The 13,067-nt window shown below is 68.0% G+C and carries 20 protein-coding genes and 1 pseudogene; 15 read left to right on the forward strand and 6 right to left on the reverse strand.

What is annotated here, in order from left to right:
- Positions 1 to 83: 83 nt before the first annotated feature.
- On the reverse strand, positions 84 to 491 hold the full coding sequence (locus OG730_RS04560; RefSeq protein WP_327302940.1) for a RidA family protein: 408 nt from the start codon (positions 489 to 491) through the stop codon (positions 84 to 86).
- 74 nt (positions 492 to 565) lie between these two features.
- On the opposite strand from OG730_RS04560, the gene OG730_RS04565 reads away from it, so the two are divergent.
- Together OG730_RS04565 and OG730_RS04570 are read left to right on the forward strand one after the other, a co-directional pair.
- Positions 566 to 1,198, forward strand: a complete 633-nt coding sequence (locus tag OG730_RS04565) for a TetR/AcrR family transcriptional regulator (protein WP_327302941.1) — start codon at positions 566 to 568, stop codon at positions 1,196 to 1,198.
- 99 nt (positions 1,199 to 1,297) lie between these two features.
- Positions 1,298 to 1,486 (forward strand): annotated as a pseudogene (locus tag OG730_RS04570) (type II toxin-antitoxin system PemK/MazF family toxin); the annotation flags it as partial.
- Positions 1,487 to 1,610: 124 nt separating this feature from the next.
- Here the strand turns inward: OG730_RS04570 and OG730_RS04575 are convergent.
- The gene (locus OG730_RS04575) at positions 1,611 to 3,194 is read right to left on the reverse strand and encodes a tyrosine-type recombinase/integrase (RefSeq protein WP_327302942.1); all 1,584 of its coding nucleotides are present in this window, start codon (positions 3,192 to 3,194) and stop codon (positions 1,611 to 1,613) included.
- Positions 3,195 to 3,319: 125 nt separating this feature from the next.
- Between OG730_RS04575 and OG730_RS04580 the strand changes: the two genes are divergently transcribed.
- Both OG730_RS04580 and OG730_RS04585 read left to right on the forward strand, forming a co-directional pair.
- Positions 3,320 to 3,574: a DNA-binding protein gene (locus tag OG730_RS04580; protein ID WP_327302943.1), complete on the forward strand. Its 255-nt coding sequence runs from the start codon at positions 3,320 to 3,322 to the stop codon at positions 3,572 to 3,574.
- Between the two features lie 305 nt (positions 3,575 to 3,879).
- A complete protein-coding gene (locus OG730_RS04585) occupies positions 3,880 to 4,821 on the forward strand; it encodes a recombinase family protein (protein ID WP_327302944.1) in 942 nt (313 codons plus the stop codon).
- A gap of 65 nt (positions 4,822 to 4,886) precedes the next feature.
- Here the strand turns inward: OG730_RS04585 and OG730_RS04590 are convergent, their stop codons facing one another.
- From OG730_RS04590 to OG730_RS04605, 4 genes are all read right to left on the reverse strand, one after another.
- A complete protein-coding gene (locus OG730_RS04590) occupies positions 4,887 to 5,483 on the reverse strand; it encodes a hypothetical protein (protein WP_327302945.1) in 597 nt (198 codons plus the stop codon).
- Complete coding sequence (locus OG730_RS04595) at positions 5,480 to 6,637, reverse strand: MAB_1171c family putative transporter (protein ID WP_327309151.1); 1,158 nt, start codon at positions 6,635 to 6,637, stop codon at positions 5,480 to 5,482. Before OG730_RS04595 ends, OG730_RS04590 begins: the two co-directional genes overlap by 4 nt.
- Before the next feature lie 13 nt (positions 6,638 to 6,650).
- Positions 6,651 to 7,331, reverse strand: coding sequence for a hypothetical protein (locus OG730_RS04600; RefSeq protein WP_327302946.1), 681 nt, complete (start codon positions 7,329 to 7,331; stop codon positions 6,651 to 6,653).
- A 171-nt stretch (positions 7,332 to 7,502) separates the two neighbouring features.
- Positions 7,503 to 8,009 (reverse strand): helix-turn-helix domain-containing protein, encoded by a 507-nt coding sequence (locus OG730_RS04605; RefSeq protein ID WP_327302947.1) that lies wholly within the window; start codon positions 8,007 to 8,009, stop codon positions 7,503 to 7,505.
- 563 nt (positions 8,010 to 8,572) lie between these two features.
- Here OG730_RS04605 and OG730_RS04610 point away from each other — a divergent pair.
- The 11 genes from OG730_RS04610 to OG730_RS04660 all read left to right on the forward strand — a co-directional run bounded on the left by OG730_RS04610 (position 8,573) and on the right by OG730_RS04660 (position 12,987).
- The gene (locus OG730_RS04610; protein ID WP_327302948.1) at positions 8,573 to 8,896 is read left to right on the forward strand and encodes a hypothetical protein; all 324 of its coding nucleotides are present in this window, start codon (positions 8,573 to 8,575) and stop codon (positions 8,894 to 8,896) included.
- A 191-nt stretch (positions 8,897 to 9,087) separates the two neighbouring features.
- Complete coding sequence (locus OG730_RS04615) at positions 9,088 to 10,029, forward strand: ParB/RepB/Spo0J family partition protein (RefSeq protein WP_327302949.1); 942 nt, start codon at positions 9,088 to 9,090, stop codon at positions 10,027 to 10,029.
- A gap of 83 nt (positions 10,030 to 10,112) precedes the next feature.
- On the forward strand, positions 10,113 to 10,424 hold the full coding sequence (locus tag OG730_RS04620; protein WP_327302950.1) for a hypothetical protein: 312 nt from the start codon (positions 10,113 to 10,115) through the stop codon (positions 10,422 to 10,424).
- Between the two features lie 50 nt (positions 10,425 to 10,474).
- Complete coding sequence (locus OG730_RS04625; protein ID WP_327302951.1) at positions 10,475 to 10,702, forward strand: hypothetical protein; 228 nt, start codon at positions 10,475 to 10,477, stop codon at positions 10,700 to 10,702.
- 173 nt (positions 10,703 to 10,875) lie between these two features.
- The gene (locus OG730_RS04630) at positions 10,876 to 11,115 is read left to right on the forward strand and encodes a hypothetical protein (protein ID WP_327302952.1); all 240 of its coding nucleotides are present in this window, start codon (positions 10,876 to 10,878) and stop codon (positions 11,113 to 11,115) included.
- Between the two features lie 42 nt (positions 11,116 to 11,157).
- A complete protein-coding gene (locus OG730_RS04635) occupies positions 11,158 to 11,424 on the forward strand; it encodes a hypothetical protein (RefSeq protein WP_327302953.1) in 267 nt (88 codons plus the stop codon).
- Positions 11,425 to 11,429: 5 nt separating this feature from the next.
- On the forward strand, positions 11,430 to 11,618 hold the full coding sequence (locus OG730_RS04640) for a hypothetical protein (RefSeq protein ID WP_327302954.1): 189 nt from the start codon (positions 11,430 to 11,432) through the stop codon (positions 11,616 to 11,618).
- Between the two features lie 203 nt (positions 11,619 to 11,821).
- Positions 11,822 to 12,076, forward strand: coding sequence for a hypothetical protein (locus OG730_RS04645; protein ID WP_327302955.1), 255 nt, complete (start codon positions 11,822 to 11,824; stop codon positions 12,074 to 12,076).
- Positions 12,073 to 12,393 (forward strand): VRR-NUC domain-containing protein, encoded by a 321-nt coding sequence (locus OG730_RS04650; protein WP_327302956.1) that lies wholly within the window; start codon positions 12,073 to 12,075, stop codon positions 12,391 to 12,393. Before OG730_RS04645 ends, OG730_RS04650 begins: the two co-directional genes overlap by 4 nt.
- 121 nt (positions 12,394 to 12,514) lie before the next feature.
- On the forward strand, positions 12,515 to 12,736 hold the full coding sequence (locus OG730_RS04655; RefSeq protein ID WP_327302957.1) for a hypothetical protein: 222 nt from the start codon (positions 12,515 to 12,517) through the stop codon (positions 12,734 to 12,736).
- Positions 12,736 to 12,987 (forward strand): hypothetical protein, encoded by a 252-nt coding sequence (locus OG730_RS04660; protein WP_327302958.1) that lies wholly within the window; start codon positions 12,736 to 12,738, stop codon positions 12,985 to 12,987. Before OG730_RS04655 ends, OG730_RS04660 begins: the two co-directional genes overlap by 1 nt.
- Positions 12,988 to 13,067: the final 80 nt, after the last annotated feature.

The following is a 13,067-nucleotide window of genomic DNA, read 5'->3' on the forward strand; positions in this document are numbered from 1 at the left end:
TTCAGCCGAGCCGAGAGAGCGGGGTGCGCGGGGTGGCGCGCATCCCGGTTCGACCCGCCACGAGCCGGAAGGCCGTCACCGCGTCAGTCGAGCACGGCCGTGGCTTCGACCTCGACGAGAAGATCGGGTTCCCCCAGCGCCGCGACGCCCAGCAGCGTGATCGGCTTGACGGGGTCGACACCCAGTTTGGCCGCCGCCCGGGCCACGCCCTCCCCCAGCAGCGGCATCTTCTCTGGGCTCCAGTCGACGACGTAGACGGTCAACTTGGCCACGTCGTCGAAGGATCCGCCGATCTCGCCCAGGGCGGTGCCGATGTTGAGATAGCACTGCTCTACCTGAGCGGCGAAGTCCCCCTCACCGACAGGACGCCCCTCGGCATCGCGCGCCACCTGGCCCGCGAGGAACACCAGTTTCGACCCGGTGGCGATCGAGAGCTGACGGTAGACGTCCGGTTTCGGCAACCCGTTGGGATTGACGAGCTTCACGGTCATAACAGCTCCTTGTCGTCGGGGCGCGCGTTCCGGCGCCTTCCGCAAACCATAGCGCTGCTATGTATTGTTGGGGCATGGCGCGAACCAAAGACCCGGCGATCCGTTCCCTCCTGATCGAACGGGCCGCCATGATGCTGCGCACCCGGGAACCGGTCACGCTCCGTTCCGTCGTGGCCGGAACCGGCGTATCGACGATGGCCGTCTACACCTACTTCGGAGGCATGGACGGCCTGTGGACGGCCATGCGCCAGGAAGGCTTCAAAGGCCTGGCCGCCCGGCTCGACACGGTGGAGCCGTCCGCAGATCCGGTACGGGACCTGGCCGCACTCGGAGCCGCCTACGTGAGCCACGCCCTCGCCGCCCCCGATCTCTACCGGATCATGTTCGACGCCGGCTTCGCACTCGAAGACGCCAAGGCCGCGGACGAGACCCTGCACCGCCTGGTCAGCGCCGTCGAACGGGCCAAGTCGGACGGCCGCTTTCACGACGACACCGACCCCCTGACCCTGGCGACGCAAAGCTGGGTGATCGGCCACGGACTCGCGTCCCTGGTCGCGACGGGCCCACTGCCGCGTCACGTCCTCGCCCAGGGCGTGCCCATGCTGACCGCGCTGTTCACGAACTCCGGCGATACCGCCGACGGGTGCCGCCGGTCCGTGGAGCGGGGCTGGCGGATGGCACCCGCCCCCACCCCGGACGGCCCGTAACCGCCGGGCCGGGTGGAACCACGCGGCGACCCGAAGCGCCCACCGACCCACCGGCGCACGCGCCCTCCGCGCACCCCGCCACCCGGTAACCTCGCCCGAATGACGGCACTTTCACACCACGGCAATGGTCACGTCGAGCAGCCCGGCCGCGACGGGGTCACCGCGACCGCCGAGGCCGATCCGCATGCCATCGGGCCGGTGCGGACCTCGTACGCCCCCGATCGCGACGGGGATCCCGATCCCGGCGAGATCGTGTGGACCTGGGTTCCGTTCGAGGAGAACGACGGTCCACCGATCCCCCACCTCTCCACCAGACCGGCGCTGACCAGCCAAGACATGCAGAAACGGCCCCCCGAAAGCTTTCTCGGGGGGCCGTTTCTGCATGTGCGGGGGACATTCGGGGGACACCCGGCTAGGCGGCGGTCTTCCTGCCGCTCGCGCTCGACTCTCCCGAGATGAGCGTCATCTGAGGCCTGTCCTCCTGCGCTGGTACTGCCGAGCGGTGGTGGGCTCGGGGAACGAGGGCGACGGGGGCCTCCGCGGCCTCCTTCTCGAACTGCGGCAGCAGGCTGGTGTAGGTGTCCGCGGTGAGCGTGAAGGTGGCATGTCCCAGCAGTGTCTGGATGGCCTTCATGGAGAGGCCGGCGGCGAGGCTGAGGGAGGCCGCGCAGTGGCGCAGGTCGTGGAGCCTGATCGGAGGCATGTCGAGCCGCCTGACTAGCCGGTCGAAGACCTTGGACACGTTGTCCGGGTGCCAGGGCGTCCCGTTGTCCTGGGTGAAGACATACCCGCTGTCGACGTAGGGGCCGTACTTCTCAGGGTTCTGCTTGTGCTTCGCTTCCCACTCGACTCGCTTGGCCCGTTGGACGTCGCGCCAGGTGGTCAGGAGTGCGTGCGTAGCGGAGTCGAGGGCGATGGTTCGTCGGCCGCTGCGGCTCTTGGGGGTTTCTTCGAAGAGCTTGTGTGAGGTGTCTGAGACCAGCTGCTGAACGATGTTCGCGGTTCCTCGGGTCATGTCGACTTCCGCCCAGGTGAGCCCTGCGGCTTCACCTCGACGAGGACCGCGGAACACCTGCAAGTGCCACATCACGTACATGCGGTGACCTGCGGCGGCGTCGAGGAATTGTCCGGTGAGCTCGGGGGTCCAGACCATGACGGAGCTCGGCTTCTCTCCGGTCTCGCGCCAGCGTGCGACGCGCTCCTCGGTCCAGACCAGGGGGCGCGGCTTCTCGTACTTCGGGATGACGACTTCGTCGGCCCAGTTCTCGGTGATGAGTTTTTCCATCGCGGCAGCCTTGAGAGCGGCGGAGAGCGCGTCGAGGATGCGCTTCTGTGTTCCGGGGCCGGTGTCCTGGCGGGGCTTGGTTCGGGCCACCTTGAGGGCCGCCTTGGCGTCATCCCAGTGCGTGCGGAGCTCCGGCGGGCGTGGCCGGGGGGCCTGTCGCCACGCTTGGCGTGCGGCCTCACATGCCGCCAGGGCTTGCTCCGCCTGGATGCGGTTCTCTTCCTTGACCTTGTTGTAGGTCCAGATGTCCTCGAACATCGCCTGGATGTGCCGGGTTCGGAGTTCTCGCATGGTCAGCTGGCCGAGGGCGGGGATGTAGAGGCGCTCGATGAAGTCGGCGTAGTCGCATCGGGTCTTCCTCTTGAGGTCGACACGGTTGTTCAGCCAGCGTCGAAGGAACTGTTCGACGGTCTCTCGGGACTCGACCTTGATTCCGTGGTTGGCTTCGCTCCACAGCTCTTGCGCGGCGTGCTGGGCTGCCGTGCGGGTTAGGAAGCCTCCCTTGCGGGGGCGGCGGCGTTCTCCGCGGGGTCCGTCGGGAAGGTTGACGTAGTAGTACCAGCTTCCGTGGTCACGCTTCTTCAGTTCAGGGCAGTTGGTTCCGAGCTCGCGAGTCTTCGGATTGCCGGCCGCGTCGAGGACAGACTGTCCCGACTCGTCGAGTTTCGGTTCCGTGCACTTGCACCGCTTGTAGATGCTGCCGCTGAACATGCGGGTCCCCCAGAGTGATCTTGGCTGTCCTTACGTGTCCTCATCTTTCTGTAGCGGGCGGGACGCCTCCTTGAGCACCGTAGGCTTTTGGTCAGGTGGCGCGGGGAAGAAGGATGTGACCATCTATGTCCTCATCTGTTTCCGTCATGCAGGCTCGCCCGGGGGGCCGGGAGCGGCGCGGGTCGATGACCATGGCGGCGCTGCTGGAGCTGCCGCCGACGGTGAATGTGACCACTGCGGCCCGCGCCCTGTCGATCGGCAAGGACACGGCGTACAAGCTGATCAAGTCCGGCCAGTTCCCCGTTCAGGTCATCGCGCTGGGGTCGACGTCAAAGGTCTCGACCGCTTCACTGTGGGAGCTGCTGGGCGTTCGCCACTGACACCTGTGCGTTGACCTATTTCCCCGAAGCCCGCCCCTCACGCCGAGGTGGCGGGCTTCGCGGTGTACCCACCCTGACCCGTGTGTTCGAATAATTTGCCTGCTGCATGTTCACGCTGGTGAAACATTGTGAGGTGCGCCACAATGGGGCAACCTTACGACCCCCCTACCTGTGGCTTTCATGTACCGCCCATGAACAGGCCCGGCGGCGGACTGTTCGAACGTTGCGCAACACGTACATTGACCTATTAGACAGGTGAGGGGCTACTCATCTGCACGCGATCATCACGCGAGGGATTGAGACATATGGGACGGCTGTCCGGCTACGCCAGCGGCGGGGGGCTCAACTCCGACGAAGCGGCGTACCTGCGGCAGGCGGCCTCCCGGTTCTTCCCGACCGACCCACAGATGTCGCAGAACTCGATCGCCACCTGGGTCAACGACCAGGGGGGACGCACCGCCACCGGCGGGCTGTGGCGCGGCGAGACCCTCGTCCGCACGCTGTCCAACCCGAAGATGGCAGGGCTGGATGCGGACGGTAACCCCATCGAAGGCTTCGGGGAAACCGTCTTGGCCCCGGGCGAGTACCACCGCCTCATGGCGCGCTTCAAGGAGCGGCAGGCCCAGCCGGCACCGCGCCGGGACTCCTACGAGTACCTGCTCACCCAGGGGCTCTCGGACTGCGGTGAGTGCGGCTACGACATCTCCGGGGCCCGGGTGAGCGCCGACGCAGGACCGGGCTACCGCTGCCTGCCGCCCACCGAGACCCGTCACTCCTGCGGCAAGGTCCGCATGAACGCGGACCGCCTCGAGCCCGCCGTGGCTGAGCAGGTCCTCGCGGACCTCCTGCGGCCAGAAGTCCACGCGAAGCTCCTGCGTCTCCAGGAAGATGCCCGCGAGGAACTGGCCCGCCTCCGCGAGCACATCGACGGAGCCGAGGATCGTTTTGCGGCTCTCAAGTCCATGCGGAAGTCCATGGTCCCCCAGGCGTACAAGGCCGCGGAGCAGGCTACGAAGGACGACCTCAAGGCCAGCCTCGTTCGCGTTCGGTTCCTGGGGCAGCTCACCAAGGTTCCGCTCTCCGACGTGAACGACATCGTGTCCTGGTGGAATTCGGCGCCGCGCGCTTCGCAGCGCGGTCTGGTGATGCTGTCGGTGACGAAGGTGCACGTGCTGGCTTCCGGCGGCGGTCGCAACCACGACCCGCACAGCCGCATCCGGATCGACTGGCGGACGTCCACCAGCTGACTGCGGCCACTACGCGCAGAGGGGCCCCGACCTGGGTTGGTCGGGGCCCCTCTGCACGCGCTGCGTCAGCTCATAGCCGCGAAGACCGGCCCGGCGACAGCGGCGCCCAGGGCCGCGCCGGCGAGCACTTGGGCGAGGGTGTGGTCGCGGAGGCGGACGCGCGACCAGCCGACGAGGACCACCAGGGCGAACGCGGACAGCGTCCACAGACCGTAGGCCAGTGCCAGCATGACGACGGCCCCGCTGGATACGGCCGTGTGCACGCTGATCTTCCACACGATCGTGATGGCGAGGATGGCCACGAGCGTGGCGAGCATCGCGAAGATGAGGGCGGTCATCTCTTCCGGGGCGTCCAGGACGAGCATCCCGGAGATGCAGACGATCACCGAGACGATGATTCCGGGGATGACGACGAGGCGGTCCTGCCGGCGCCGGACATGCCGGTCGCCCCAGTGGCCGCGCCGCTCACCCCACTTGATCCACAGGATGGGGACAACTCCGCAGAAGAAGCCCGCGACCAGGCCCCAGCCGATTCCAGCGAGCCGGTCGGCGTACCAGCCCATCAGGAGGGTGACGGCCAGAATCCAGGTGCGCGGTTCCAGGACGTCGGTGACCTGCTTCGCGAATGATGCCTCCGCGCCGGGTGCGGTGGTGGTGGTCATGCAGGGATCTCCTGGTGGTTGCGGGCGAACTCCGCAGCTGCGGGGCTGCGGTACGCGGCGGCCATGACGAGCATCGAGCGGACCTCCGCGTCGAAGTCGGTGTCTTCGTCGTCCATGTGGTTCACCTTGGGGACCGACTCGCAGACGGGGCTGGCTCCGCGGAGCTTCGCCGCCCACGCTGCTCGCACCCACAGGCCATCGGCGTAGGCATCCCGCTTCGGGGCGGGGACGCCGGCCGTCGCCGTCTGTGCGGCGTCGAGGGTCTGTGCTGGCACGTAGGCACGCAGGACCAGGACCACGTCCCAGATTTCGATGAGTCGGCGGTGAAGGCGCAGGCGAGGGCTTCGGCCGACGGGGTCGTTGAGGACGACGTCGGGGACGACCTCGGTCAGGGCTGTCCACAGCGGTTCGACCTGACGTAGTGCCCGGCGGTAGGTGACGGACCTCCACAGGACTCCGGCAGCGGGGACGGAGTTGCCGAGGACGATCAGCAGGATCGCGAGGTACTCGACGAGGTCCGCGATCGTTTGGGTGGTGTCGTCGTCGGTGACGAACTCGGCGCCGGCCAGCCGGGTGGCCATGTGCGCGATGCGCCACAGCGTGTAGAGGGCTCCGAAGGCGGTACCGGCGCCCAGGAGGCGCAGGCCCGTGCGCAGGGGTGCGCCGGCTGCGTGGCGGCTGTAGGACCAGAAGAGCCAGCTGGAGATGGACATCGCGACGGCCAGATAGCCGAGGAAGACCATGCAGTAGGCGGTTCCGGTGGGGTGTCCGAGGTTGGCCTCGAAGAAGTTGTGGACCTCTTCCGGCCTCGGGGTGAGGGCGAAGAGGGTGGCGAGCAGCACGATGCTCGCAGCGGCGATCCCGTACAGGGGCCACCGGCCTCGGGCCAGAGCGGCTGGTCTGGCCATCGCGATGACGAAGATGAGGACGAACGTCGACCCGGCTATGCCGACTGCGTGTTGCAGCAGCGTGGCCAGGTTGGTGATCCCGAGGGGTTCGATGACGATCCGCTTCACCGCGGGGCGGGCGATGGTGCAGGCGACGGCGACGGAGGTGAACGCGGCCCACAGGGGCCGCTGTCGCTGGACTCGGATGGCGGCGGGCAGGCGCCAGGCGGCAACAAGCCAAAGGGCTAGGACAACTGCGGTTTTGATGGGTCAGACTTTCTTACTGGGTGGGGTGTCCGAAGGCGTCGCTGAGCCGTTCGAGAACGTCTGCGCCCTCGGTCGTCCGTGACCGCGCCTCGGTGCGGCTGGCCTTCTCGTGAATGAGAGTGGCCAAGGTCTCCGCATCTGATTCCTGCGGCCCGGAGTATTTCGTTCGGCCGAGGAGGGCGGCCATTGCGCTGGGGGAAATCCCCAATTCCTCGTCCTCTGCGGTCGTCTTGGCGAGCTGGGCGCGTACGCGGGCAGCGTGGGCGCGCATGAACTCGGAGACTGGCAGGTCGGGTTCGCTGCGTCCGAACTTCTCGGTGTGCGCGGCGAACGGGTTCGCAGGGAATCCTGCGGGCAGCTCGCCGTCACCCTCGGGGCCGCTCAGGGTGTCGAAGTGCGGGCCGACGTGGCCGAGCAGCATGTGCGAAATCTCGTGGAGGACGATCTGCCGACGAAGGATGGCGCTGGCCGCAGGCTGGTAGAAGACCAGGTCGAAGGCGTCGAGGCTCATCCACAGGCCGCACGGCAGGTCGGGGTTCGAGTCGTCGAGCTGCTGGAGGAACAGGGGCCGACCGCGGTCTTCGGCGACGGCCTCGCAGAACGCTTCCAGGTCGAAGGGGGTGGGGATACTCAGGCGGGCGACGAGCCTCTTGAGCGGGTCACCCGTCGTGCTCTCCAGCCGCTTCCACCACATGGTTCGCGCCCCCGCTTTCCGGCCTGCACTGGCCGGACCTCCCCGGGCGCCTGCTGACAGAGCCGGGAATTTCCTCGGCGTCGTGCGCAAGGATATCGCCATTGGACTGGACCACTGAACGTATTTCACTGGGTGAAATAGACGGTGAGACGGCGAGCCCTTCAGGCAAGATCACTTCTTGCGCCTGCGACCAGGCTTCTCATCGACAGCAGGGAGCCCTTCAAGATCGCGGGCACCCTCGACCATCCCCTGAATCCCCTTGAGGGTCTTGGCCGATAGGCCTCGCAGGCGGAATGCGATGGCCCTGACGTGGCTGTCTTCCAGGACCTCGGCGAGGTCGTCGCTGGCCTTCGCGAGCTCGACGCCTTCCTTGATCTCGCGCATCCGGCGGTCGGTGGCCTCCGCCACTTCTTCGTCCACGAAGTAGCTGGTCGAGACACCGAAGAACTTCGCGAGCGCCCGCATCGAGTCGAGGCTGGGGTTGGTGACCTTGCCGGTGCGGATGTTCGCGATGGTGGCGTGCGTCACCGTCGGATCGCCCGGCCCGGCCGACTTCTTGATGAGGTCCTCGATCTCCCGGGGCGTATACGGGCCGCGCCCGGCTGGGTGCAGCTCCGCGATCAGGTGAGCGAGCCTCCGGGCCATGAAGCCTTCGCCAATGTGAGCGCGGTCGCCCATGGCTTGTATCACTACTCCTCGCCCCTCGGGGCTGTCGCTTACCGGAAACCGAGATCCTATCTCGTCCGCTTTACGCAGCCGACCAGCCAACCCCCAGTCCATGTCTCGTTGATTTGACACGCCTGGGAGTGGACTGCGTATGTTCTGACGACCTCGCCCAGGGGCTTCCGCTTCGTACGCTCCACCGTGCGCCGCTCCACTGACCAGGGGTGACACCGCACTCGTCCGGGCCTCAGGCCTGGACTCGACCCCGGAGAGAACGTGCAGGAACCAACGCCCGACGCCGCCTTACGGGACTGAGGCCAAAGGCAGCATCCGCGGCCCCGTGCCTCCGGGGCCTCGCGACGCAACTTCTTCTTCGACTCCCGCCCACACCTGTGCACCACGGCCGCCACAAGCAGCCCGCACAGGCGGGCCGGAACGCGCATTCGCCTGCTGGCCGGCGGCAGATCCCGCCGGGCTGCGGACAGCACACGATCAACGGCACGCCGGGGACACGGCGCGCTGGGGCACGGGGCGGCCGAGGCGAAACCTCGCGCGCCTCGAACGACTTTGGGGGACTCGTGATCGACGTACAGCGCATCATCGCGCTGTCGCAGCAGCCGCGACCGGGCGGGGCCGACGGCCCACTGGGCAACGCCTCGGACGCGCTGCGCCTGCTGGGCCATCTCGACTACGAGGACGACCTCCTGGCGATGCCGATCGCCTGGAGTGAAGCTGCCTGCCGTGACGCGGGGCGCAGGGCGGGAGCCGGCCGGGCCGCGAAGGCCCTGTGCTCCGCCTGCCCGCTGCACGTTCAGTGCGCCTCCGCCCTGATGGCGGGTGCGCCGCCTGAGGTGCGGCAGTGGCGTGAGCGCGTGGACGGGGGTCGCGCGCTCGCGGCATGAGGAGGGGGACCGAGGGGCGCCGGAGAGATCCGGCGCCCCTCGGCGTTTTCCCAGCTCACGAGCCCCCTCCGATGTGGCCTAGGTCACTCCATCCTGACCTTCGGGGGCTGGACACCCCCCTCAAACATAGTAGAATTCAGGTATAAGCAAGGGCAGGGAAGCCCAAAGCCAAACACCTCTTGGAGCCTGAAATGACCTACCGCACCGTGAAGATGACCCAGGTCCGCCCGAACCCGAACCAGCCCCGCGAGTACTTCAACGAGGAGGCCATCCGCGAGCTCGCCACCTCCATCGAGGCCTACGGCCAGATCTCCCCGATCGAGGTCGCCCCCGACGACGAGAAGGGTGGCTACCAGATCGTCTCGGGCGAGCGCCGCTTCCGCGCCCTGACCTCGCTCGGCAAGTCCACCGTCAAGGTCAGCATCATCTCTGAGAAGAACGAGCTGCGCCGCTTCAAGCGGTCCATGTCGGAGAACGTCAACCGCGAGGACATGACCCCCTTCGAGGAGGCCAACGGCTACCAGCGAATCCTGGACGAAGAGGAGGGCGCCACCATCGCCACGGTGGCCGCCGACTTCGGCAAGACCACCGCCTACGTCAAGCTCCGCCTCGCGCTGCTGGACCTGCGCATCGAGTTCCAGAAGCTCGTACAGGACGGCGCGATCGGCACGGCGGCCGCCGTACAGATCGCCGCGCTCAGCCTCGCCAACCAGGGGGCACTCCTCGGCAAGTTCACTCGCGGGGAGTTCAAGGCGGACAACGAGATCGTGCACTTCGCCTTCGCCATGAAGCAGCAGCAGGACCAGGCCGTCCTGATGATCACGGAGGACCTGACCGACGAGCAGCGCGAGCAGCGCGTCGCTACCCAGAAGAAGACCAAGGGCACGCTCGACAAGATCGAGCAGGTCCGCGCAATGCTCGACGACATCGCCAAGACCGACCCGATCAAGCTGGCGCAGGCCCTCGAAAGCCAGGTCGGAGCACGCCTGGACCAGCTCGACCGGGTGGCGGAGTCCCTGACGAAGGCCCGCTGGCAGCTCAAGCAGGCCAAGGCGCACGCCGAGGCTGCCGAGCTGATCGCACTCAACCCCGAGGCCACGGAGACCAGCGAGCCGGAGACGGCCGCCGCCTGATGGCGAGCAGGGGCGGGGCCTGCGGGCCCCGCCCCGCCTCCCCCTGCAGATCCGCACCTGTACCTCGAACCTGCATCGACCCCTTGGGAGACAAGACGATGGTCCCGCCTCACCCGCAGCCGGCCGGAGTCGCCGCCATGCTGGAGCACCTGACCCGGCAGGGCTGGAGCCAGCAGCTGACCAGCCGCCTCGCGCAGGTCGACACGGACGCCTGCCTCCGGCCTCCGGTCATGTCGTCGCGAGCCGCATCCGGGATGAGCCTCAGCCTCGCCGCAGAGGGCTGGTCGCCCGCACCGATCGCCGCCCTGTTCCACCGGCGCGAGGAGTACGTGTGCGCCGTGCTCACCGTCGCTTCGGGCCTCCAGCCTTTCATCCACAGCCCGAAGACCTCGTAGCACCCTGGCCGCCTCAGCCGCAGGCGCCGAGGAACCGAAGGAGACCGACCTTGACCACGCAGCCAGCCGCAGGCCAGGACTGGACCGCCATGAACCATGGCGACTTCGACGCCGGGGCCCCGATCACGTTGCCGGTGGGCGCCGGGCCCGGACGGATCTACGCGACGCCGGACCGCCACGGCACGCAGGCCCTGTTCGGCGAGCAGCCTCCGGCGAGGGCTGTGGGGGGAGCCCGGACGAACCCCCGGGAGGCCGAAGGGCAGGAGGAACTGTCCTGACACCGACCGCGCCCTTGCCCGTGCGGCCTGCGGGCGGCTAGGGCTCGGCGCCGCCGAAATCCCTTTGGGAGTAAGCCACTTGATGGTGGCGTGAGCTGGACACCCCCTAAATGGATAGTAGAATTTAGATAGAAGGAAGAGGCACCGAGCCTCACCAGAGGAGGGAATTACCCGTGCCCACGTACACCCCGATCAGCTGCGCCGACGTCTACGACAGGGACGCACCCGAGTGCGACAGCTGCGAAGGGACCGGCACGGAGGCCTACCTGCACGGACCCTACGAGGTCGACCGCGAGTGCGCCGAGTGCCACGGCATCGGACGCCGCCTCGACTGCCCCGCATGCGACGACGGCGTGAACCCCGCCACCGGCGACACGTGCGACCTCTGCGACGGCTTCGGCGCCCTCTACTGACCAAAATATAGGCCACTACTCATCTCGGAGATTTCCGTGAACTTGGGCGACACCCTCACGCATGAAGCCCTCACCACCGGCAGCCGATTCGGTGTCACGCCGACCGGATCCGGCGGCCTGCGCCTGGCCATCACGCTCGGCTCGGGCGACATTCAGCACTTCGAACGACCCGGCGCCGGCGGCCCCGGCGACTGGACCGCCACCGACCTCGAAGGACAGGGAGGTGGCTTCTCTTTCCAGGAGCCCGTCAGCGCCGAATGGGGCCGCGGCCTGGGTCTCATCGCTAACAGCCGTGGACCGAAGGGCTGAACCGCGTGGAGTACGAAGTCGGCACCGTCGTCACACCGGCCCGCACCGGACCCACCGGCCTCAGTCACCTGCTCGGCGAGGTCTCCGGTCACGCCACGGATCCCTTCACCGGCGAGCGCCTGGTGGCCGTCACCTGGAGCGGCCTGAGCAAGCCGCATTTCTACGACCTGGACGACGTGATCGAAGTGGACTGACACGCAAGAAATAGGCCACTACACAAAAACGTGTTACGGTCCTGCACATCAGGCCACAGGCACGGCCCGATACCCACCCACCTCCGGACGGGCAGCGACACCCCGCGCCCAGCCCGCCCGGACCGGCTCGTCAGATACGAGCCACCCCCTCCGGCCGGGACCCGCCCCCACTGCGGGTCCCGGCCACACCCACGGAGAAGCAGATGCCTACGACCACGACCTACGGCGACCTCGAAGAGGCACAGGCCATGGAGCAGTACGGGCACCCCCTCGCAGAACTCGTCAGCGAGCGGTACACCGTCGAAGACGTCCTCAAGGACCGGCACCGCCGGTCGAGGCCCCGGCCGCCGGCACCCGTCTACACGCCACGGCCGGACCCGAAGGCCGCCGAGCACTACGCCGTCCTCCAGGCAGCGATATCGAACTGGACCTTCCGGCCCGCCCCGAGCGCGCTGTGACCGAAGAGCAGTTCCGCCGCCACGTGAGGCAACTGGCTCAGCTCCGCGGCTGGACCCTCGCCTACCACACGCACAACTCGCAGCGAAGCGACGCCGGTTGGCCCGACGAGGTGTACGGGCACCCATTGACCCGCCGCACCCTGTTCGTCGAGCTGAAGACCGACACCGGCAAGGTCCGCCCCGCTCAACGCGAGTGGCTGACCCACCTGACGGCCTGCGGCTTCGAAACCGCCCTGTGGCGACCCCGCGACCTCGCGCTCATCGTCACCACCCTGGCGCCCAACGGCCCGCGCGCCACCCTCCCCGACACGTTCTGACAAGGAAGAGCACCATGGACCACGACCCCGATTCCGCCCCGGCCCCCGGCTCGATCTGGTGCAACTCCTGCGACAGCTGGTTCAACGTCATCACCAACACCTGCCGCTGCAACAACCGCTGATGGACAACCTGACGCCCAACACCACTGCGGCCCCCCGAGGCTCCAGCCGCACCCGGCCGGCCCCCGCCCTTGCCGCCGCCGCCGCCGTCGAGCAGGCTCTCTCGGAGATCGCCGCACTCGCCAACCGGCTCTGCGAGGACCTCTCCGACAGCCAGTGGGCTACGGCCGCCCGCATTCGCCACCTCGCCGAGGCGCCCCACGTGAACGGAGTCACCCGCTGATGCACGCCCGCTTCGAGCCCCTGCCCTCCCGGAACTCGGACGCCGACACCGCCGCGAAGTCGCTGCGGGACCGCCACGGAGAGTGGGCACACGTGGACGCACGCGACTCGACCAGCCGGGCGGCGAACCTCGCCTACCGCATCCGCGCCGGCCTGCATTCCTCGTTCCGCCCGGCGGGCGCCTACGAAGCACGGTCCCAGGGCACGGACGTCTGGGCGCGATACGTCGGCCCCCGCGCCGAGGCAACCTAGACCCCTGTCACACACGCCCGCCTGACCCAACCGGCAGAGGTGCGCGGTACCGTCCCAGCCAGGGATATCAGCCGCAGAGT

It is taken from the genome of Streptomyces sp. NBC_01298 (assembly GCF_035978755.1).
Lineage (GTDB): Bacteria > Actinomycetota > Actinomycetes > Streptomycetales > Streptomycetaceae > Streptomyces.